The 24,628-nt window shown below is 50.9% G+C and carries 8 protein-coding genes; 3 read left to right on the plus strand and 5 right to left on the minus strand.

The features are described from left to right. Positions 1 to 241 precede the first annotated feature (241 nt). Both GA520_RS20240 and GA520_RS20245 read left to right on the plus strand, forming a co-directional pair. The gene (locus GA520_RS20240) at positions 242 to 10,405 is read left to right on the plus strand and encodes a retention module-containing protein (RefSeq protein ID WP_163337402.1); all 10,164 of its coding nucleotides are present in this window, start codon (positions 242 to 244) and stop codon (positions 10,403 to 10,405) included. Between the two features lie 271 nt (positions 10,406 to 10,676). Next, the gene (locus GA520_RS20245; RefSeq protein WP_163337403.1) at positions 10,677 to 17,084 is read left to right on the plus strand and encodes a retention module-containing protein; all 6,408 of its coding nucleotides are present in this window, start codon (positions 10,677 to 10,679) and stop codon (positions 17,082 to 17,084) included. Positions 17,085 to 17,173: 89 nt separating this feature from the next. Here the strand turns inward: GA520_RS20245 and GA520_RS20250 are convergent, their stop codons facing one another. From GA520_RS20250 to GA520_RS20260, 3 genes are read right to left on the minus strand one after another with little or no spacing between them, the layout of a single operon-like run. Continuing rightward, on the minus strand, positions 17,174 to 17,812 hold the full coding sequence (locus GA520_RS20250) for a response regulator transcription factor (RefSeq protein ID WP_163337404.1): 639 nt from the start codon (positions 17,810 to 17,812) through the stop codon (positions 17,174 to 17,176). 3 nt (positions 17,813 to 17,815) lie between these two features. Continuing rightward, a complete protein-coding gene (locus GA520_RS20255) occupies positions 17,816 to 19,210 on the minus strand; it encodes an HlyD family type I secretion periplasmic adaptor subunit (protein ID WP_163337405.1) in 1,395 nt (464 codons plus the stop codon). Between the two features lie 11 nt (positions 19,211 to 19,221). After that, complete coding sequence (locus GA520_RS20260; RefSeq protein WP_163337406.1) at positions 19,222 to 21,393, minus strand: type I secretion system permease/ATPase; 2,172 nt, start codon at positions 21,391 to 21,393, stop codon at positions 19,222 to 19,224. Positions 21,394 to 21,605: 212 nt separating this feature from the next. On the opposite strand from GA520_RS20260, the gene GA520_RS20265 reads away from it, so the two are divergent. Then, entirely contained in the window at positions 21,606 to 21,932 is a 327-nt protein-coding gene (locus tag GA520_RS20265) for a hypothetical protein (RefSeq protein WP_163337407.1), read from the plus strand. A 20-nt stretch (positions 21,933 to 21,952) separates the two neighbouring features. Here GA520_RS20265 and GA520_RS20270 read toward each other — a convergent pair whose 3' ends face one another. Both GA520_RS20270 and GA520_RS20275 read right to left on the minus strand, forming a co-directional pair. Continuing rightward, positions 21,953 to 23,914 (minus strand): EAL domain-containing protein, encoded by a 1,962-nt coding sequence (locus tag GA520_RS20270; RefSeq protein ID WP_163337408.1) that lies wholly within the window; start codon positions 23,912 to 23,914, stop codon positions 21,953 to 21,955. An 18-nt stretch (positions 23,915 to 23,932) separates the two neighbouring features. Next, positions 23,933 to 24,607, minus strand: a complete 675-nt coding sequence (locus GA520_RS20275) for a transglutaminase-like cysteine peptidase (protein WP_163337409.1) — start codon at positions 24,605 to 24,607, stop codon at positions 23,933 to 23,935. Positions 24,608 to 24,628 lie beyond the last annotated feature (21 nt).

Genomic DNA, 24,628 nt, shown 5'->3' on the forward strand with positions numbered 1-24,628 from the left:
CAACCGTCAAAAATGTAGTATACACAGGAGGCCATCCATATCAACTTATCAATTTTTCTGATACATCTTCACATAATTTAATATGTCACGAAGCCATAACATTTAAAGCTTACATTACAGTGTCTTATATAGCATGGCCTCATTGATGTTATTTACTAGTACCTAAGTACAGTTACCCTAACTTTGTTGTGGTCATATTATATTACTACAATGTGGCACCAATCACACCCAGGAGGAAGTTATGGCGACAACAGACAATACCCAATCAACACCCACCCAACAGGTGGGTAGTGCGACTATAGTATACGGGCAGGTTCAGGCCCAAGCTGCAGACGGTACAGTACGCGTAATTGAGCAAGATAGCCCGATCTTCCTGAATGACAGGATAATAACGGGTGCCGATGGCATGATCTCCATTGTATTCGGGGACGCAGCGAATACCCAGATCGATATCGGCCGGATGTCCAACACACTTATTGATGATGATATTTTCCCCGGTGAAATCCCCAGCGACATAAGCGAAGTCGCTACTGAGATTGAAGAGATCCAGGAAGCGTTACTGACTGGTGAATTTGACCCGACCCAGGATCTTGAAGCACCTGCAGCCGGACCGACCGCAGCAGTAGCCAGTGACGGCGGTGGTATCTCCGCTGCCAGGTTTGATTTAACAGCACAGGAGGTTACACCGGAATCAGGTGCTGAGACAAGGGGTATCGAAAGAGATTTCCTTGATCCCGAGCCGCCGGTTCTGGAAGAAGAACCGACCGCACCAGAGCCTGTCATTGCAACTTTTACTGCAGAGCCTGCACCTGAACCAGTGGATGAACCAATTATTCCTCCACCGCCTCCTCCCCCTACACCTTTTACCCCCACTCCCATTATCAGGGTTGTAGAAGAAGAGGCAATGAACAACAATTTCCTCTTCGGCAACGAGTCCGACTGGCCACTTGGTCCTGGCGGCTGGGCATCCGGCACCTATCCCCCAAGTTTCTATTCGAATGGGAATCCGGACGAAATTGATGCCCCCGACACCTCTTCCCCCGATAATCCAGAAGACAGTTTTCAACCTGACTCTGCGATCATCACTAACGCAGACGGAGGCAGCCTGGTCGGAGCTCTCACTGATGGGCCTGCCACGTTCAGCCTGGTAGACACCTCCAACCTGCCAACGCTCTACTCTCAGGACCAACAGGTACAGTACTACCTGGGCACGACCCCTGATGGAACGTTTATCCTGGCATACGTACCATCGTTTGGCCCCGCAGCATTCGCGGCTGATGCTCAACAAGAGAGTGATGTGGAACAATTTTGGCGACCTGTCTTCAGTCTTGAGGTCACACCCGACGGGGACTATCGCTACATCCAGTACGATCAGCTTGACCACACCCCGCTTACGACCGACCCTCCCCAAAGTGATGAGAACATCGAACTGCGATCAGACTCAGGAGCAATTGGCTCAATAGATTTTTCAGGATCTCTGCAAGCTGTTCAGGGCGGCACAACAATAACATTTGCGGACGGCCTCTTTGGCTTCATCGTCGTTGATGACGTTCCTGAACTTTCTGACGAAACCGTATCAGGCAAGGTGGAAGAGGATGACATGACCATTCCTCCTAACCTGTCCCAGGGATTTGATGAAGACGGCTCGGTTTTCAATGATTCTGTAAACGGGAACCTGCAAAGTCTTGTGAATGTGGGCGCCGATGAATACCCGATATACTTTGATGATTCACCTGAATTCCCAGAAGGATTAGGCTTTCTCTCTCCGAGTGGAGCACGGTTTGAACTCCTTAATGAAACCAGCGGCCTTGACAGCCTGAATCTCAAATCCCAGGGAGATACAATCGAGTATAATGTGGTTGGCAACACCCTCACTGCCTCTGCAGACGGCAGGGAAGTATTTACCCTGCAGGTCTTTGAAAATGGCAATTACAATTTTCGCCTCAACGACCAGATAGACCATGACCCGGGTCATGGTGAAAATTCTTTCAGCATTGAGTTTGCTCCTCTTCTCAGAGCGTGGGATTTCGACAATGATTTTGTCGACCTGGAGAGCGGATTTCAAATCACAATAGAAGATGACGTTCCAGCTGCTGTATTAAGACCACAGTCTGTCCTCTCACTGGTTAAGGAAGACGGCCTCTCCAGGCAAACAATCGAAGACCCGGATGATAACTCCGAAGGCAATAGAGAGAGCGGGGAGACGACGACGGACGATGAGGCCTCCGACACTTCTCCAACAACTACCGGTTCAATCACCGACCTGTTTGTTGGATCAGATGAGTTCGAAAACGGCACTTTCCAGTTTGGTGTGTCTGCAGATACCAGCAAGTTGACCGATCTTTACTCCCATGGGGAAAAAGTAATTTACGATGTCAGCGCTGATGGGACGACCCTGACTGCAACAACGTCCTTTGGCACGGTTTTCACCCTTACTGTCAATGAAGACGGGACTTGGTCCTTTGACCTTGATGACCAGCTTGATCATATAGAAGATGGCAATACGGAAGGATTCAATCTTAAAACCAGCCCCACCGACACCACAGGTGTAAATGGCATCGATCTGTCATCAGTGCTGATGGTAACGGACTATGATCAGGATACCGCAACCGGTGCAGCAACAGGTTCTTTTGTAATACGTGTACAAGATGATATTCCTGACGTAAAAATCACTCCAGCTGTAGAAGCCAAAGTTGTCGGTATGGTCGAGGAAGACGGGATGTCTGAAGCCACCGGTGATGCCGGAGATAAGTCTGAAGGCAACAAGCAGGCCGGCGACACCAACGCCGATGATGAAACTGGCGATACCAAAACCGCCAACCTGCACACCCTCTTTACCGCAGATTACGCACCCATCGGAGCCGACGAGGAGGGCACCACTCCGGTGGTCACCACCTGGCTCGCCGATGACACTTCCGGCTTAACGGATCTCTACTCACAAGGCGAGAAAGTCAGCTACGATGTCAACGATGACGGTGATACGCTCACAGCCACTACCTCTAACGGTACTGTCTTCACCCTCAAGGTTGAGGAAGACGGGACCTGGTCCTTTGATCTCGACGACCAGCTTGACCATGTGGAAGATGGTGATACGGAAGGATACTATCTTAAGACCAGCCCCACTGATACCACCGGTGTTGAAGGTATTGACTTTTCCTCCATCCTCAAGGCGACAGTAACCGGCGAGGATTATGACAGCGATGAGGCGACCGACACCACAATGGCGGCCGATGGCTCCTTTGTCGTCAAAGTCCAGGATGACGTGCCATTTATCGACATCGAACCGAAAGCCCAGGCTTCTGTTGTCGGTATGGTCGAGGAAGATGGGATGTCTGAAGCCACCGGTGATGCCGGAGATAAGTCTGAAGGCAACAAGCAGGCCGGCGACACCAACGCCGATGATGAAACTGGCGATGCCAAAACCGCCAACCTGCACACCCTCTTTACCGCAGATTACGCACCCATCGGAGCCGACGAGGAGGGCACCACTCCGGTGGTCACCACCTGGCTCGCCGATGACACTTCCGGCTTGACGGATCTCTACTCACAAGGCGAGAAAGTCAGCTACGATGTCAACGACGATGGTGATACGCTCACAGCCACTACCTCTAACGGCACCGTCTTCACCCTCAAGGTTGAGGAAGACGGGACCTGGTCCTTTGATCTCGACGACCAGCTTGACCATGTGGAAGATGGTGATACGGAAGGATACTTCCTCAAAACAAGCCCAACCGACACCACCGGCGTGGTCGGAATCGACTTCTCATCCATCCTCAAGGCCACGGTTACCGGCGAGGATTTTGACAGCGATGAGGCGACCGACACCACAACCGCTGTCGATGGCTCCTTTGTCGTCAAGGTACAGGATGACGTGCCATTTATCGACATCGAACCGAAAGCCCAGGCTTCTGTCGTTGGCATGGTCGAGGAAGACGGGATGTCTGAAGCCACCGGTGATGCCGGAGATAAGTCTGAAGGCAACAAGCAGGCCGGCGACACCAACGCCGATGATGAAACTGGCGATGCCAAAACCGCCAACCTGCACACCCTCTTTACCGCAGATTACGCACCCATCGGAGCCGACGAGGAGGGCACCACTCCGGTGGTCACCACCTGGCTCGCTGATGACACTTCCGGCTTGACGGATCTTTATTCCAAAGGGGAGCAAGTCAGCTACGATGTCAACGACGAGGGTGATACGCTCACAGCCACGACCTCTAACGGCACCGTCTTCACCCTCAAGGTTGAGGAAGATGGTACCTGGTCCTTTGATCTCGACGACCAGCTTGACCATGTCGAGGATGGCGATACGGAAGGATACTTCCTCAAAACAAGCCCAACCGACACCACGGGCGTGGTCGGAATCGACTTCTCATCCATCCTCAAGGCTACGGTTACCGGCGAGGATTATGACAGCGATGAGGCGACCGATACCACAACCGCTGCCGATGGCTCCTTTGTCGTCAAGGTACAGGATGACGTGCCTTTTATCGACATCGAACCGAAAGCCCAGGCTTCTGTCGTTGGCATGGTCGAGGAAGACGGGATGTCTGAAGCCACCGGTGATGCCGGAGATAAGTCTGAAGGCAACAAGCAGGCCGGCGACACCAACGCCGATGATGAAACTGGCGATGCCAAAACCGCCAACCTGCACACCCTCTTTACCGCAGATTACGCACCCATCGGAGCCGACGAGGAGGGCACCACTCCGGTGGTCACCACCTGGCTCGCTGATGACACTTCCGGCTTGACGGATCTCTATTCCAAAGGGGAGCAAGTCAGCTACGATGTCAACGACGATGGTGATACGCTCACAGCCACTACCTCTAACGGCACCGTCTTCACCCTCAAGGTTGAGGAAGACGGGACCTGGTCCTTTGATCTCGACGACCAGCTTGACCATGTGGAAGATGGCAATACGGAAGGATACTATCTCAAGACCAGCCCTACCGACACCACCGGTGTTGAAGGTATCGACTTCTCCTCGATACTGCAGGGTACGGTAACCGGTGAAGACTTTGACAGTGATGCAGCGACCGATACGACGACCGCTGCTGATGGTTCCTTTGTGGTCAAGGTACAGGATGACGTGCCGGAGGTGACTATCGATTCTATTTATCGTGTATTTGGTTCCGTTCAGGAAGATGGAATGTCGATTTCCAGCGGTGATGATGGCGATAAGTCCGAAGGTAACAAGGAGCCTGGAGACACTAACTCAAGAGATGAAGTTTCTGCTCCTACCGGAACTTTAACAGGCCTATTCACTACAAATTATAACCCTATTGGTGCAGACGAACCGGGTGATGCTCTCAACGTAACCACCTGGTTGGCAGATGACACCTCTGGCCTGACAGACCTCTATTCAAGAGGCGAAAAACTCCAATACGATGTCAATGATGACGGCGACACGCTGACCGCATCCACTTCATACGGCACTGTTTTCACATTTGTCGTCAATCAGGATGGCAGCTTAAGCTTTGATCTCGATGATCAGCTCGACCATGTGGAAGATGGCAATACGGAAGGTTTTCAGCTTAAAACCAGCCCTGATGACACAACAGGCGTTAACGGAATTGATCTGGCTCCAATCATCCGGGCGACTGTCACCGGTGAAGATTATGATGGTGACGAGGCAACAGCAACAGCAAGCCTGGACTTGTTTCTAATAAATATACAAGACGACACTCCCGACATTCAGATCAACCCAAATACACAGGTGAAAATTATCGGCATGGTCGAAGAGGACGGCATGTCTGAAGCCACCGGTGATGCCGGAGATAAGTCTGAAGGCAACAAGCAGGCCGGCGACACCAACGCCGATGATGAAACTGGCGATGCCAAAACCGCCAACCTGCACACCCTCTTTACCGCAGATTACGCACCCATCGGAGCCGACGAGGAGGGCACCACTCCGGTGGTCACCACCTGGCTCGCTGATGACACTTCCGGCTTGACGGATCTTTATTCCAAAGGGGAGCAAGTCAGCTACGATGTCAACGACGAGGGTGATACGCTCACAGCCACGACCTCTAACGGCACCGTCTTCACCCTCAAGGTTGAGGAAGATGGTACCTGGTCCTTTGATCTCGACGACCAGCTTGACCATGTCGAGGATGGCGATACGGAAGGATACTTCCTCAAAACAAGCCCAACCGACACCACGGGCGTGGTCGGAATCGACTTCTCATCCATCCTCAAGGCTACGGTTACCGGCGAGGATTATGACAGCGATGAGGCGACCGATACCACAACCGCTGCCGATGGTTCCTTTGTCGTCAAGGTACAGGATGACGTGCCATTTATCGACATCGAACCGAAAGCCCAGGCTTCTGTCGTTGGCATGGTCGAGGAAGACGGGATGTCTGAAGCCACCGGTGATGCCGGAGATAAGTCTGAAGGCAACAAGCAGGCCGGCGACACCAACGCCGATGATGAAACTGGCGATGCCAAAACCGCCAACCTGCACACCCTCTTTACCGCAGATTACGCACCCATCGGAGCCGACGAGGAGGGCACCACTCCGGTGGTTACCACCTGGCTCGCTGATGACACTTCCGGCTTGACGGATCTCTATTCCAAAGGGGAGCAAGTCAGCTACGATGTCAACGACGATGGTGATACGCTCACAGCCACTACCTCTAACGGCACCGTCTTCACCCTCAAGGTTGAGGAAGACGGGACCTGGTCCTTTGATCTCGACGACCAGCTTGACCATGTGGAAGATGGCAATACGGAAGGATACTTCCTCAAAACAAGCCCAACCGACACCACCGGCGTGGTCGGAATCGACTTCTCCTCCATCCTCAAGGCCACGGTTACCGGCGAGGATTTTGACAGCGATGAGGCTACCGATACAACCTCTGCAGCAAGCGGTTCTTTTATTGTCAAAATCCAAGATGACATTCCGGTACTCACCGGACAACCCATTAGCCACCAAGTGGAAGAAGAAGGTTTACACAACTTTGATCCTGGTTACGTTGGCCCAGGCGTTGAGGGATCAGAAGGTAATGAAGATGAAACTGGCGATACAGAGTTTGACGGTGATCCCAACCTGACATCAGCAACGGGTTCACTTTCCACCATTGTCAGCTCAGGGGCTGATGAAGACTTAACCTATAGCTTTGTTGACGACGTCCAGACAGCACTTGCAGACGCCAACCCGGATCTCACATCCCAAGAGGCGGCTGTAACTTACAGAGTTGACACAACCACCAACACCCTGATTGCAGAAGCTGATGGCCGAACAGTCTTCACACTGCAACTGGACGAGGATACCGGAGACTATGACTTTGAGCTTCTTGATCAACTCGATCATGATCCTCCAGCGCCAGGCACTGCAGTAGAAAATAGCCTGACTTTGAACCTCGGCTCTGCAATAGAAGCAGAAGACGCAGACGGTGATACTGTGAACTTCGGTGATGTTCCAGTGGTTGGCGGTGATAATCAGGATGGCCTCACAATTGAAGTTGCCGATGACATTCCTGAAGCCGTAAGCCCTGTGCAGGTACCAAGCTCCATGAACCTGGTGCTGATCCTGGACAACTCAGGATCGATGTACGGCAATGACATTAGCTTTAATGGCGGCACCGTCAGTCGGGCTGATGCCCTGAAAGCCTCGGTGACTGCACTGCTTACCAGTCTTGCGACTACAAGTGTTGCCGGCTCTACCTATCAAGTGCATCTGGTAGAATACAATACGGACTCCGCGGCCCTTGGCACCTTTACCATCACCGGTGGGGATGTTGGTTCCGCCCAGGCTGCAATTGATTCTCTTGCCTTGATGACATCTCCTGGTGCCGGTGATCAATACACTAATTATGAAGCAGGCTATCAGCAGGCTTTGCAATGGATCAACAGTAGCGATCCGCTGACCGACTCAGATGTAACCGGTAACCTGGTAAACGAGGTTCTGTTTATCTCCGACGGCGACCCGAACAGGTATAACGACCCGGATATGGATGAACCAGGTGGACCTGTTGCCCAGACCTCAAATGCTACAACAGCACTTGGCGAGCTAACAGGCACAGACGGTTCCAACGAAATAGAGCAAATTGGCGACTGGGCTGATAACGTCCGAGCCATTGGCCTGAACGTCTCTGATGACGGAGTTGATAATAATAACGATCAGGACGACCGGCTTGACACTCTGGACCTCACCGGCGATGCAGTAAACATCACCACCGGCGACCAGCTGTTGGCAATCCTGCCTGAGCTGCTTGAAGTCTCCGCTCCAATCATCTCTGCCACTGTAGAGGAAGATGATCTCGATGAAAATGATGGAACCGATGACGACAACCGTACCGGCGACAACGAAGATGGTTCTTCAAATGCTGACGAGGCGATTGGCTCCACAGTCTCTACCGATGCCAGCAACATAAGCAACTTGTTCATAGCAGGCGCGGATGAGATTTTAACTTTTGGCCTTTCTGCCTCTACGGTTGGACTGCCGAGTCTCTATTCTGGAAATAATCCGGTCAGCTATGAGGTGAACGGCAACGTACTGACTGCAAGTGCTGATGGGGAAACCATTTTCACTTTCGAGGTATTCGCCGACGGCTCATGGAAGTTTGATCTTGATGGCAGTCTCGACCATGTTGCCGGAGACGGCGAGAATTTTGAGCTGCGATCAGGCGTTGATGGCACTGAAGAGGTGAGCGGCATTGACCTCTCAACCATTATTCTTGCAACTGATGCTGACAATGACCAAATACCTGCAGCAGAAGGCGCTTTCGTAATCTCTGTTCAGGATGACGTGCCGGTGATAGGTAACCCGCAGGACAGCCTGCTCGGTAACGAACAGGGTAATAGCCTCACTGCCAGCCTCGATTTCGAGTCCGGTTCAGATGAACCTGTCACGGCCGAACTCACCTTGACCGATGGTGCCCCTGTCATGACAACCGACGGCACCACCATGACCAGCAATGATGGGGATCTGGAGTGGCAGGATAACGGTGACGGCAGTTGGTCTGCAGTGACCTCCGGCGGAGACAGTGTTTTTACCGTGAGTATCGATGAAGACAATGGCACCTACTCTGTAGTTCAGGACGGCATTCTGGATGGTACCGGCTCCAACACCACCATATCCTTCGGTGATGCGCTGAACGGCGGCAAGCAGCCTCAGGCACTGTTCGGCAACGGAGATGAAACCGATAATGGTGATGGCAGCACGACTTTCACCAACGGCCTGTTCCTCTATGCCTCTGGCTCCAATGATCTCGATGATGCTTTCGGGTGGAAGGACAATACCGACCCCACCCCGGATGTCGACACCTTCGGCACCAACCCACTGGACGTCAATTATTCGGCAGCCGGAATAGGTACTGGTACCGCCCAGAAGATTGCCGGAGAAGGGAGTGACGGCGGCACCAGAGATTCTGAAATACTGTCCCTGAAAATTGTCTCGCAGGCAACTGTCGAGGCTGATCGTTCCATAACCAACACAACCAGTCTGGCTGTCACCTCAGCCTCAATAGTCATGGACCATCTTGGCTATGAAGAAACGGCCTATTTCAGTCTCTGGCTGAACGGTAAACAGGTGAGTGATGAAATTGTTTTCCAGACACTTCAGGATAACAATACTCCTGATGCAACCGATGCTATAGAGGTTGGCACTGCCGGCGGTAATGCCAGTGATGACGTGTCCTTTACCTTCGACGCCGCAACGATGACGACATCAGGCTCGTTTGATGAAATACGCTTTGAAAGCGGCTCGGATCTTACCGACGACGCAGGTGAATACAGGGTCGTTTCGGTCGATATCGGCTCAAGCGTCGAGGGCCAAGATCAGACCGTAGTCATCCCGTTTGAGATCACCGATTCGGATGGTGACAGCGATCAGAGCGACTTTTCCATCACCTTTGACGGCCAGGGCGATCTGGACGCTGAAGAAGCTGATGCTGCTGACGGTGACGTTTCCACCAGCGGCATGGTCATCTCCGGTTCCAATGATGGTGACGTCATCTCCGGCACGGATTATGATGATACCATTTATGGTAATGATGGATCTGATATCATCGAGGGCGGAGGTGGAAATGACATCCTTGTCGGTGGTGACGGCAATGATATCATTTTTGGTGACGCGGGAGAGGACACCCTGGAAGGTGGCACTGGTGAAGACCAGCTCATTGGTGGTGACGGCAGTGACCAACTTGACGGTGGCGCAGATGACGACATCCTGATAGGGGATATGGTGGATTTCACCGATCTTGCCGATAGTGACATCATTGAGGACAATGATGAGGACATCATTATCGGTGGTGCAGATACTGATACTGCGGGAGACATCGGATTGAACGACGAGGTCGACGATGGTAATAATGACAACGTCGGGGATCCTTCTACCGGTACTGTCGAGGTTGTCGAAGAAGATATAGACACCCTGATTCCTCCCCCGGATGCTGTATGATGCGTTAACGGACAGAGCAAAAAAGAATCTTCGCTTTGTCCATCTTTATCCTTTAAAAAAAGCCGGCCCATTCTGTGCCGGCTTTCTTTTCCTTTTCTTCACGCCAACTCCTTAAAACATCCATACACTGCCACTTTGAATATTAAACACATAGTGGTACCTCTGTACAATAGGCCTTCTTTATGTTAGAGGATATACTCTAAAATAACATGAAGTTGTGTTCGCACGCAGGCACACATTCACCGACAGCTCAACCAAGGGGGGGGAAACCATGGTCGCTACTCAAGTGAACAGCCAAGGCAGCGCAGTCCAACCTATCGGAACCGCTATGATAGTGTATGGAACTGTCAAAGCTGAATCAGTGCAGGGCATTACCCGCACCCTGCAGCCCAACAGTCCTATTTTTCCAAATGACCGGATAACCACCGGTAGCGACGGCATGATCTCCATCGTCTTTGGGGATGCAGCCAGGACCCAGCTCGATCTGGGCAGGATGTCCGACATGACCATCGACGAGGACGTCTTCCCGGGAGATATGCCGGTAGATATCGCTGAGGCTGCCATGGAGGTGGAACAGATCCAGCAAGCCTTGCTTGAAGGTGAGTTCGATCCTACCCAGGACCTGGAAGCCACGGCTGCGGGTCCTGCTGCTGGTGCAGCAAGTGACGGTGGCGGCATCTCGTCGGTTCGATTTTTCCTGACAGCTGAAGAGGTCACTCCTGAATCAGGAGCCGAAACCATTGGCATCGGCTACAACTTCCTTGATCCAGACCCACCTGTTCTGGACCTAGAACCCACACCGATTATAACTGCGTTTGCAGCCCCGCCAGCAGAACCGACACCAGATATTCCGGAGCTAATACCTCCGCCTCCGCCTCCCCCGCCTCCAGTTGTCACCCTTGATATAAACAGGGTTGTCGAGGAAGAGGCCATGGATGAAGGAGTACAGTATTTCGCAACAATTTTTGAAATTGAGGGAACCGGCGAATCAACCGTCGACGAATGGTTTTTTACTGTGGAGGGTGGCAGCAAACCTGTTTCGTTTAACATTTTGACAGAGCACAGCTTCCCATGGCAGTCAGAATGGCAGGATCTGAACAGTGACCATCTTGATGGTGATCCGGGGCAGGAAAATCTCAACAGCTTCCTCACCCTCTGGAAAGATGACGGTTCCGGGAGCTTCACTATCCCTGTGAATGTCAGCTTCGGCTCGAACCCATACGGTCCTGGGGGGATAGACACCTCTACATCATGGGCCGATCCCGCTTTTGGGGATGTGCTGGACCCTGGTGAGTATGTGCTGAAAATAGCTGATCAGTATTGGGATGGTTCCTATGACACCGGACCATATCAAATTCGCATTACAGGAGAGATCACAATCACCCAGATTCCAGACGGCGGCTATATTACAAGCATGCCCGATCAATACAATTCCGGAACTATTCCATCTGTATCTGATGGAAACCCCGATCAGGACGATATCATATCTGATGATCTGCAACCTGATTCTGCCGTAGTCTCCGGAAACCTCAATGACGGCCTGACGGGTGCTACCGGTACCTGGTCTATCACCATGGCCGGAGCCTTACCGAACCTGGTATCCCAGGGGACACCAATCGTATATTTCCCCAACAGCACAAATCCGAACATGATCGAAGCCCGGGCATATGATTATGGCATGACTGACGGGGGAGAATCCGGGTATCGTGTTGTATTCACATTTGAAGTGGTTGCAAGCGGTGACTACACCTTTACCCTGTACGATCAACTGGACAATGTTTCTCCTGGATATGTCGGCCCAGGAGGAACAATATTAACTGAGAAGGATCCGGATGCACCACTTGCCGAAGAAAACCTGGAAATGGTCATCTATAACGGAGATGACCCGCCAACTTCCTGGGTAAATACGATCGATTTTTCCCAGAACCTTCTTCTCAATGGCGCCCAACTCTTCCCACCGGGATCTTTTACCATCCAGTCTATTGATGATATCCCTGTTGCAACGAATAACTGTGGTGGTATATGGGGGAAAGTCGAAGAAGATGGCATGCAGATGGGACAATCAGATGAAGGTAATCAGTATTGGGATCCAGACACCTCTCCTCCGTTAGTCTCTGATCCCGACCTTTCCACTGGTGCTAAGAGTCCATGGGATGACAATTCTGAAGATGAGATATGGGATGGCAATTCCATAGCTTCATTATTTAAAGTGGGTGCCGATGAGTTTAACCAACAGCGCGAACAGGCACCTGCTGAAGCAGAATACGGGATTAGTTCCGATCCCGACCTTCTTGAGGAACTCCCCCAACTCTGGTCACAAGGTGAACAGGTCGAATATAAAGTCGTAGGCAATACCCTTGTCGCTTATGTGCCCGGTGAAGAACCGGAGCCTGCTGAGGGGGGACTGGAAACGGTTTCTCAGGAAATCGTCAATGGAACAGAAGATCGTGTTGTCTTCACCCTGACAGTTCATACTGACGGGAGTTGGTATTTTGACCTTGACGACCAGTTGGACCATGTTGATCAGACATGGGCGGCCGCCTGGGAAAACAAAATGTTGCGTGTAGGAGACAACGCCGAGGAAACAATAGGAATCTCAGGACTGGATTTTTCTTCAATCCTTACCGCCACAGACTTTGATGGAGATACCATCGTCGGTGCAGTTCCAGGCAAGTTTGTCCTGGTAATTGAAGACGATATTCCAAAAGTCTGCGATCCGCGTTGTCTAGAAGTTTCTGAATCGGCACTTGAAGAAATCGATGTGGCTACCGGTGATGATACAGGGACCGGAGATGCTCCGCTAATCGGGCCAGTCCTCACAGGAAACTTTCTTACTGATGGCAATATCATAGCGGGCTCGGATGAATTTGCTAACGGCCTCGTCGAGATATCGGTCAACGGCGAGTCTCTACTCCTCGGCACAACTACACCCGGCTCCATCACTGTATACGGGGATCTCAGCGGTGCCGGAGATCATATATCAGGCAAAGCGGGCCAGCTTACCATAAGCTCCGATGGGAGTTGGGAATACAGACTTATCGATAATACTACCGAACATGATGATACGATTATCGGTAGTGATGGTGATGGCGACAGGGGATACGCGGATACCAAGTTGGACTCCTTCAACATATGGGTCACAGACTACGATGGTGACTCCGTAAAACTCGACTTCGACGTGAAGGTCCTTGATGACGGACCCAAAATTGAAATCGGGGAAGTTCGACCTCTTTCAGGTGAGGTTCAGGAAGATGCGCTGGGAAACACCACAGCCAACCCGGCGAATAATAATGATCCTGACAGTTCAACAGGAAACCTTGACGATGACGATCCGCCAGGAACCAGCCAGGAAACCGACACTACAACTATCAATCTTGGCAGCCTTGTTCCCGCAAGTGCCGTGGATTACGGTGCCGACGGTTTTGGCAGCTCACAGTTCAGCATTGTTGGAATTGACGAAAGTAGCCCGTACCTTTCCACACACACTTCAAGTCATATGCAGATCTGGTATTTCAAGGTGGGAAATACAATTGAAGCAAGAACATCGGGTACCCCTGGTGATCCAGATCCTTCAGGTAACTTAATTTTCACGGCTGAGCTTTCGACAACCTCAGGTGAGGTAACGTTCAACCTCAATGACCAGATGGATCATAGCCCAAACCTTAATCCTGCCGATCGGGACGAGGCAACATTAACCATAGATGACCTGGGACAGTTCATTGAATATGAAGTTACCGACGGTGATGGTGACAAGGCATCGGTTAATTTTGAAGGACTGCTGAATATTTATGTCGAAAATGATGTTCCTGAAGTTATTGAAACAGCCCAGTACTTTTACGTTTCAGAATACGCCGGATACAACAACACCATTGGCACATATGTGCTGGATGACGACGGCAACCCGGAATTTGTCAAACTCATACTCCCTCAAACCAATGCAGTAGCTAACTGGGCACAGGCAGGTACCGGAGATCTTGACAATCCCGGACCGGTAAACCCCTATTCGTTTGATCTGAGCGGTGAAGCTAATAGCGGACCTTACCACTACACCCCGGGAGTCGATCTGGGTTCGTATGAGGGAGGAACCAAAATTTTCATAGTCGCCAATGGAGGCCACAGTCTTGATGGAGAATCAGAACTCAGGTTTGATGACGGAGTACTCCAATCATTGGTAAACGGAACTTGGGTCGACGTAACTACCTTGACAAATGTTCAGGGAGTCTACCTCATGGATGCTGAGTTCGATTCTCCTGCTCCCGACTATTGGGGCCGAGGGCCCGCCCCCGATGACCTCAACCACTTTACCGACCAGTGGGCGGTAACCTTTGGCCCAGGACCATATGCAGGCGAGTTTATCAATGAAGTACCGGAATATGGTGGAGAGGTAAGAATAGAGGACCTGAATTTCGGCGATCACGATTTCGACGACACGGTCTTACGTATTGAGAAAGGCCCGGTTGTCAGTGAATCTCACCTTGACACCACCACCTCGAACCCTGAGGATGGAGGAACGAAAAAAGATCCTTATTCCACTACGGTGGTAAACGGCAACTTCTTTGCCGCATCCCTGGCCGGAATCCAGTTCATGACCGGAGCAGATGAACCCTTGACTCTCAATATCAGCAGTCAGGGGATATTCACTCCTGAGGAGTTCGTTGACATAAATGATCCTAATGACACCAATGTTGAAATTGATATCATTAATGGAGGCCTCAAAGGTAGTTCCCAGCTTATTAACAGTGACGCGGGTACCCTTGAAATATGGGAGAACGGAGACTGGCAATACACTCTCATCGACAATACCCTCATCCATCCGGATAATGACAAGGGCAGTGTAGATAAACATGATGGTGACTATGATCGGTACGCCGCAGACCAAGTGCAGGATGTCTTTGCAATAACGGCAACGGACAAGGACGGAGACTTTGTAGATACGGACTTTATCGTCAACATTAACGACGATGGTCCGCAAATAGGAACTCCTCAGGACTCGGTGATGGCAAGTACCTATCTCATCGAGCCGATACCTCAAGGGGTACCGACTTTGGCAGTCGCAGCCCATAATGATGCCCTCGTGCCTATCAATGAGCTTACAGCGGATCTTTCCGTCGACTACGGCGCAGATGGACCGGGCGGTATTGAGCTAAATCTGGTGGAAGGCGCTAAGGTCATGGCCAAGGTCGACGGTGACATGCAGCAAATCCATGTTCTGCAGGATGGAGCACTCATCTGGCACCAGGAGAGTGCTGACACATGGTCGGCAGTAACCGATTGGGGAGCCAAGGCATTCACCGTGAGTGTCAATGAAGCCAATGGAACCTATTCCGTCCAACTATTTCTGGAACTCGAAGGAACAGGCGGAACAACCATCATCAATTTCGGAGATAACCTGAACGGAGGAAACCCGGATCTCGCTGTATTCGGTGATGGTGATGAAATAGCTACAACCGCGACCACCGTCACCTATGGCAACAGTATATTCCTTTTGGCGCAAGGCTCGCAGGATCTCGCAGGCGATTTTGGTGGAGATGCCACCCCATACAGTGGAACGGATACCTTCGGTACTGACTCCGACAAGGATACAACTATCAACTACTCTAACCAGGGAATCGGTGTCGGCGGAGGTGCAAAAATCGATGATATCGGTGATGAGGCAGGTCGTCCTTCAGAAATCCTTTCGCTTAAATTCCTCTCTCAAGTTGAGGTCGAAACAGGCCACAAAGGGGATTACGTCACAGGAACAACCATGGCCATCACTTCCGCCACGGTTCTCCTGGATCACATCGGATATGACGATACGGCATACTTCTCTCTCTGGAAAAGTGGTGTTCAGGTATCCGGTGAGCTTTCCTACTCGCCGACAACCACTGAGGCCAAAACGGGTGGAGGCAGTTCGTCCATCGACCTTGCTGTAACATTCTCCTCAGATGATGTTGTGGCCGATGCATCAAACCCCAATCTGGAATTTGATGAGATTCGCTTTGAGACCGGCAGTAATTATCGTGTAGTTGCCGTTGAAATCAATGAAGATGTCGACGGATTCGACCAGACCATAATTATTCCGTTTGAGGTTACAGACGGCGACGGGGATACTGTCGAAGACACTTTCAGCATTACTTTTGACGGTACCGGAGCTATCGACGCAAAGGAAGCGGATATGGCGGATGGCGACCTCTCCACAGAGGGCATGGTCATCTCCGGCAGCAGTGATTCGGATATCATTATTGGGACGGATTACGATGACACCGTCAATGGCGGCGGTGGAGACGATATAATCAGCGGTGGCGAAGGTAATGACAACCTGGAAGGTGGCATTGGAAACGACATTATCGATGGTGGAACCGGAAGTGACGCACTTTATGGCGATGAAGGAAACGACATACTCATCGGCGATAGCGGTGATGATCAACTCATAGGCGGATACGGTGAGGACACCCTGGAAGGAAATGCGGGTAATGACGACCTGGTAGGCGATGAGATCATTTTCGATGATACCGGTAACTCCATTATCGATGATGGCGATGATGATACCGTGTACGGTGGAGATGACACTGTTGACACCGGAACAGCAGATGCAGGAGCCGATGCGACAGACACATCTGGATCAACCGATATCGATTTCGGGGTCGAAGACGATCTTGATATCGACACCCTCATTCCCCCACCTGATATTGTCTAATTTCAATAACTAAACCTTTAACAAGAACGAGCCGTTCCGGGAGATCCCGGAACGGCTCGTTCTGATTCTATATGAGCTTTTGCAGTGTACTATCCAGTTCCCTTTCTCATTAACAACGCCAGATTCAGCCGCCCTTTTGTCTGAGTTTTACTGTAAATAGAACTTAAGTGTGATTTCACGGTTCTCTCGGTAATTTCTAACTGAGCCGCTATTTCACCATTAGAAAGCCCATCCGCGATAAGTACAGCAATCTGATACTCCCTCTTGGAGAGCCCGGACAATGCCTGGTTGTCCTGAATATCCTCTCCACCTTCTCCCACCTTCCCTGCTCCGGCAGGAACACTTTTTATCAAGTACTGCATCAGTGAACTGCCCACCCACGCCAGACCCGATTCCACCGCTTCGACTGCTGCCCGCAGGCGGGGTTTCGCAATATACGTATTTGCATACCCCACGCAGCCAAGGTAAAGACAGCCGGCCCCCTCCTGATCATCCGGCCGATCTGCCAGCACAAACAACTTCACGCCAGCGACACGTCCCGCCAATTCTTTGAGCTGCCCCATATCTATCATGTTACGATGGATGAGGATCATCTCAACCCGAAACTGTTTCAGAACCGAGTACATCTGCTCCACAGAGTCAGCCTGGTGGACCTGCCAATCCGGATGGAGGGCCTCAAACCACTTATTTCGAACCGTATCGTTTCTACTACATAACAGAATTGCCATATCTCATCTCTCACGAAGTGCCATATGTCTGGCCCGCAGGACGGGCTTTAAGAGATACGACAAGATTGTTTTTTTGCCGGTGAGGATGTCGACGGTTGTGACCATTCCAGGGATGATCGGCATCGGGCCATCCTTGCCATCCAAAAAATTCTTGTTTGTCCTGACCCTGACAATATAAAAACTGTTCCCCTTCTCGTCTGCAATAGAGTCGGCACTGATCTGCTCAAGTTCGGCTTCCAACCCGCCGTAGATGGTAAAGTCATAGGCAGTGAACTTGACCATGGCCTTTTGCTTGGGTCTCAAGAACGCGATATCAGAAGGTTTGATCTGTGTTTCCACCAGCAGGGTATCTTCCAGCGGCACAATTTCGACAAGATTCATACCTGGCTGCACTACGCCTCCCACCGTATTGACCAACACCTGTTTGACCGTGCCATATACTGGTGATCGAACCGCAGTTCTATCCAGCCTGTCGGCTAACGCCGTCTCCACTGCAGACATCGCCTCCAGTTCAACCTCCACTTCATTCAATTCTCTCTTGGCAGCGTTGGTGAACTTTAACCGCTCCTCGCGGATAACCTTCTTTGCCTCGTTCAGTTTTGATTCGACCCTCGGAATAGCCAGCCTGGTTGCCGCAATATCCCCGAGCATGGAAGACGCTTCCCGCTCAAGACGCAGCACCTCAACTTCGGAGACTGCCCCCTGCTCCACCAGTGGCTTGGTAAGGTCAATTTCCCTCTTGAGCAGCCTGTATGTCCTGTTCAACTCCCGGTTTTCTTCTTTTAGTTCAGTAAGCTCCTGTTTCCGCTGTATTACCTGCTCCTCAAGCACATCAATAGTGGCGTCAAGCTCCCCCTTACGAGAAAGATAGAGCTGGATTTCCCGTGAGGCAATTTCGGGTCTTTTTTCAAAAATGAGCTTGGGAATCTCCATTTCCTTGCCTGCTGTCTCCGCACGAAGACGTGCAGCCCTGGCCTGTAAAGCCAGATATTTGAGTCTCGATTCCTGATACGGGGCAGAGAACCTGGTCTCATCCAGCCGCATCAACAGCTGCCCTTTTTTTACAATATCGCCGACCCGCACATGAAGTTCCTCGAGTATTCCACCCTCAAGGTTCTGCACCACCTGAATCTGGCTCGACGGGATCACTTTCCCCATGCCTCTTGTTACTTCCTCAATCTCGGAGGTATACATCCAGGCCACCACGAGAATAAACAACAGCAAGGTCAACCAGACGATGGCCCGGCCTCCCTTGGGAGACTGAATCAGGATAGTTGTCCGCACATCTGAGATTAAATCAGGATCCCTCACCTCCCTGGCGTGGGCATAGAGCTGCGTCGACTTATTCTCGCTGGTAACTTTAGGCGCTGCAGGTGGTTGATTCTTTTTTTCGGTCACGTTTCTACCCGTTATATATTAAGCTGCCCGTTTTTCAGGGCTTCGAGAATATGTTCTTTAGGTCCGTCGGCACGGACAACTCCCTGATCCAGCACAATTACTCTTTCAACCATGGCTAAAAGCGATGCCCGGTGAGTGATCAGCACCAGGGTTTTACCTGGCAGTATCTCACTGAGTTTTCCTCGCAACATCCCTTCGGTCTTGGCGTCCATATGGCTGGATGGTTCATCCAGAATCATGACCTGGGGATCCAGGAGCAATGCCCGGGCCATAGCCACGATCTGCCGCTGTCCGCCGGAGAGGACCCTCCCCTGCTCTCCCACCGGCATGTCAAAACCCATGGGGTGTCGTTTTATAATCTCCGAAACCCCGGAAAGCTCTGCCGCACGAAGTATATCAGCATCCCGGGCCAAATCGCAACCAAGTACAATATTGTCCCGCACACTCCCCCTGAAAAGAGTTACATCCTGAGGTACACAGCCGATAAACCGGCGCAGTTCTCCAGGATCGATCTGGTGAATATCCGTTCCATCTATCGCCACAATTCCACTCTCCGGTTCATACAGGCCAAGCATCATCTTGCCCATAGTGGTTTTACCCGAACCGACAGTGCCGATAATACCCACTCTCTCTCCCGGCCCAATAGTCAACGATACATCCTTTAAGGCTTTTACGTTCTGATCCGGATAGGTGAAGCAAACATCCTTAAACTCTATTGCTCCCTTTAGTTCTGAACGGTGCAGGAATGTTTTGTTCAGGGGGCGCTCAACCGGCATTTCCATCACCTGCTGCAGGGTCTCGAGAGCTGTCTTAGCCCGATGATAACGGGTGGTCAGCCCAACTACCTGGGCAATCGGGGCAATAGCCTGCCGGGTAAGAATCACGATAGCTATCAACCCACCCTGGGACATCTCCCCTTTCGAGATCACATACACTCCGGCAATAACAACCGCCACAACCGTAAGGCTCTGGACGAAATTGGCCAGATGATTAACCGAAGTGGAGAGAAAACGGGACCGGGCGCTATGGGTCGAGATATGGCCAACAGCCTCTTCCCAGGTATTCTGAATCTTACTTTCAGCACCTAGTATTTTAAGTGTTTCCAAACCATTAAGCCCCTCAACCAATACCGCATTTTTTCGAGCAGAGGCATGAAATGTCTCTTCAACCGATTTTTTGAGGGGCATCTGGATAAACAGCGCATAAACAAGCAGAATAACAATGGCTGAAACATGTATGACCACTACGTTTCCTGCCAGATACCAGATGGCAAAGAGACCGAGAAATACAAAAGGCAGGTCTACCAACGCTGTAATGGAGAGTGACGTAATAAAGTCACGTACACTGTCGAATTGCTGGATTTTATTGGCAAACGATCCGATGGAATCAGGGCGCGAGGACATCTTGAGGCCCAGGACCTTTTCAAAAATCACCGACGATATCTCAAGACTTGCCTTTTTACCCGCCTCATCAATAAAATAGCCGCGCAGCCCACGCATAAGAAGCGAGAAGATATAGACGATACCGATACCTATCGCCAAGACCCACAACGTCTCAAAAGCGTTATTCGGGATAACCCTGTCATAAACGTTGAGGATAAAAAAAGGCGTCAGCAAGCCAAAAACATTTATCAGAAAGGAGGCAAGCAGCACGTCCCGGTAGATTCGCCACGAACTAAAAAGCGTCCCCCAAAACCAGTGCTTTTTCCGGCCCGCCATCTCCGACGCACTCTGTTCTTCTTTTCTATACTCGGGATGAGCAAAGATGGCATAACCGGTGTATTCCGGAGAAAGTTCCTCCAAATCCACAACTTCACGTGCACCATCCGCTTCCGGCAGAAGTATAGTCGCTGTTTTGTTTACCTTATCTACCTTTGTCAGGACCACCGCACGATTTTCCTGTAACAGCAGGATGCATGGCAGCTCCAGATTATTCATCCTGGAAAGTGGTCGCTGCAACACACGCGATATCAGCCCTGCCCGCAAAGCCGCACGGGAAAACAACTTGACCGTGAGCCGGTTGTTGACAAGAGGCAAACCGGCCCGAACAGTGGTCCTGGAAACCGGTCTATCTTGAATTTTTGCCAGTATTACCAGGCAATCAGTTAACGGGTCATCAATGACATCACTGTCGCCGCTGAGTTTCCAGTTGTCCTTATTTTTAGTCGTGATCTTTGTTTTCATAAACAAATAGTATTACAATATCCGAAGAAGCTACCGTTTCCCTGCCTGGAGATCGTGATCTTCTCTATCTATCTGACAGTACTTATAATACAGTAAATCATAATATTGAGAACGAAGTCAATGCAAGGGCTACATGAAAATCAGGTTCTATATTATGTAACAATAGGTACTGCAAAGACAAATGAAAGCAGACAATCCCAAAAGGTGAAAATATGCTGTATGCCGAACGTAACGAACAAGGAGAAATAACAGCCATACGTACCAGCCCCGTTGAGCCTGGACAAGATCAGCTAACCGACGATGAGCTTGTTGCTTTTTTAAGCCAATCAGGGGACATCGCCTCATACCAGACCCTGCTCACCCTGATGGACACCAGGATCGTCCGTGTTCTGGACGATCTTATCGATGTGTTAGTGGATAAGAACATTATCCGTTTTACCGATCTGCCGGAAGATGCCCGCAAGAAAATAGGGGACAGGAAACGCATCAGGCAAAAAATGCGGGATGAAATTCAGCTCATGGTGGACGACATCCTTTAGCCACCTTCTCCGTTGCTTCTCTATTGCAACCGGTGCGGTCTCGAGATCAGGAATCCCTGTAGCGCATCAACATTCAGTTCCCTGAACATCTCTGCCTGCTCCTCGGTTTCCACTCCTTCTGCAACGACGCGGATATCCAGGCTGTGCGCCACCCCGCAGAGAGCACCGATAAAGAAGTGACTGTCACCGCCATGCGCCTGTTTCAACTCTGTAGTATACGCTCTGTCAATCTTTACATATTCAGGCTGTAACGATTTGAGATAACCGAAATTGGAAAAACTCCGACCGAAATGATCAAGACCGATGTGATGACCATGCTTTCGAATATCGGCCGAAAAGCGACGCATCACATCCATGTACAGGACAGCACTAAACTCTGCAAACTCAAAAATGAACCGAGGACCCTCCGAAGGCAGATCACGCAAATTATCCATCACCCACGCATAAAACCCGGGATCGTTCAGCGACGAAGGGCTGACATTCACCGCAATGGACTCCGCCTCGGTCTGGTTTCCCGAAAGGAGAAAAACCTTTTCGAGTACAATACGATCCAGCCGTGAAATCATCTTAAGACGTTCGGCCAGCGGCACAAAGACCCCCGCACTGACTATTTCACCAGGTGCAAGAGCGATCCGAGATAAAATCTCAACATGCAGAAGAGTACTCGTATCTGAACTGCTCACGATATCCTGGGAATACAAAATGATACCCTTTCTATCCAGTACCTGCTCTAGGGTCTCCTTCCACCAACTCCGACCCTTTACCTGACTTGTGTCTTCATCAAAGAGGCTACTGACAACCCAACGGTTTGGCCCCTGCTGTTGGGCCATCCGGAGGGCATTGTCCGCTTCAGCCAACAGTTTTGAGGTCGTCGTGCGGACACCGTAGACAACCCCGCCAATATGTGCAATATTTTCAGAACAACCCACATCTTCCACTGCAAGTCGCGCCATCATCGTACTGAGGCGTTCCGCCAGATCATCTACATCGTCGGGATTTATTTCCGGCAGGTACACTACAAAAGAACCACCCGTCAATCGGGCAAGTGCTGCATTGCCAACCCCCTCCGCCTCCTTTTTTACAACGGCAGCCACTCGTTTAAGCAATTCGTCACCGTCTATATAGCCGCGCTCATCATTTATCTGTTGCAAATCATTCACCTGGAGCAGTAATAATGCCCCTTTGCCGGTACCCTCGGTTACATCCAGACCTGCATCGACCTGTCCGGTAATGTATCTTCTGTTTCCAAGTCCTGTCAGTTGATCAATGTACGCATTGGCCCGTAGACTTTCCGCCAGCTGCGACTGTTCACGGAACATCTCCCGGACCTTACCCACCATCCGGTTCATCGACTCGACAACTTGCCTTAGCTCCCTGGTTTTTGGCAATTTCTCCTGTAATCGATACTCACGCCGACAAATGGCTTCAGCCTGCTGTTCCACTCGTTTAAGCGGCCTGAGCAGCAGGCTGAGAACAGCACCTCCAACCATCAGAACAGCCGCGCCCGTCAACAGGAAATAGATGGAAATCTGCACCACTGTCCGCCACAATGTTGTATACGCATATCCAGGATGGGCGTCGACAAAGAGACGCCCTGCCTGTTTCCATCCTGCCATAACCAAAGACTCAGAAACCGGTGTCTCCAAAGGAACCAGCTGAACAAACCACCCGGGAACCCCACTGCTCTTGACCTCCAGCATTTTCTCAACCAGGATTGTACCATCCATTTTTTCTAACCGGATGACCCGGTAATAACCACGGTCAAAAACTGCATTGATCATGGTCTCCGCTGTAGGAATATCGTTTGCCTGCATTGCTGGTGAAAGGGAAAGCCCCAGCGAGGTGGCTGTATCCTGGGCATGTGATTCGAGTTGGTTAACCAGAAATGTGCGTGTCGACTGCAGCTTCTCAAACCAGACCACTCCGAAAAGCAGCCCAAAGAGAACCAATGTGGAAAACAGCAGTTGTCTATAGAGTGTCATTATTCCATCCTCGTGTACTTATAACCCTTCCGGCATACGCGCCAGCAGTTCGCGCCACCGTTTCAGCCTATCACTTCCGCCAACCTTCTGTCCCCTGCCACGCGCTTTGGCGAGCCATAAGCCGGTACCGTTAAAACTGTATACGGGCAGCAAATCATTTCGTTTGGAGGCCGGACGTATATCAGCTATCAGGTTGTCCAGGACCAGGGGCTCGGCCTCCGGTGTTCGGTGATACGTCAGAACCATATGCGCCTGATTCAACCGGACCGCCTTGACATAGGTGAGATTGAGTTTTTCCTCGTCAATTCCCATAGCCTTCAAGGTGAAGTATTTTGCCAGAGAAAAATCTTCACAATCACCGCCGCCGGTCATGAGGAATTCAACCGGGGTTGCCCAGTAATCTTTCTTCTGCCAATGGATGATATCGTCAATAAACTCCATCCGGTTAAAAAATACATTTACCTTTTCCAGCAACTCATCGTCGGTTCCCTTTGCTTCATCACGGATTAATTTCTGCCAGGAGAGCAGGCGGCGCTTGGCATATTCACCATACTTTTTCTCAACAGCGGTAATGAGCTTGGGAGAAAGAGTAAAAGGGCGCTTGGTCTCCGCAACCGCGGTCAGACAAAAACAACACAGCAGGAAAAAGGTTATCCTGCGGAAAAATGATTTTTTAGTGAATGATCGCACCATGCAGAACTATATCGTAACTCC

It is taken from the genome of Desulfopila sp. IMCC35008 (assembly GCF_010646885.2).
In the GTDB taxonomy this organism is placed as follows: Bacteria; Desulfobacterota; Desulfobulbia; order Desulfobulbales; family Desulfocapsaceae; genus Desulfopila.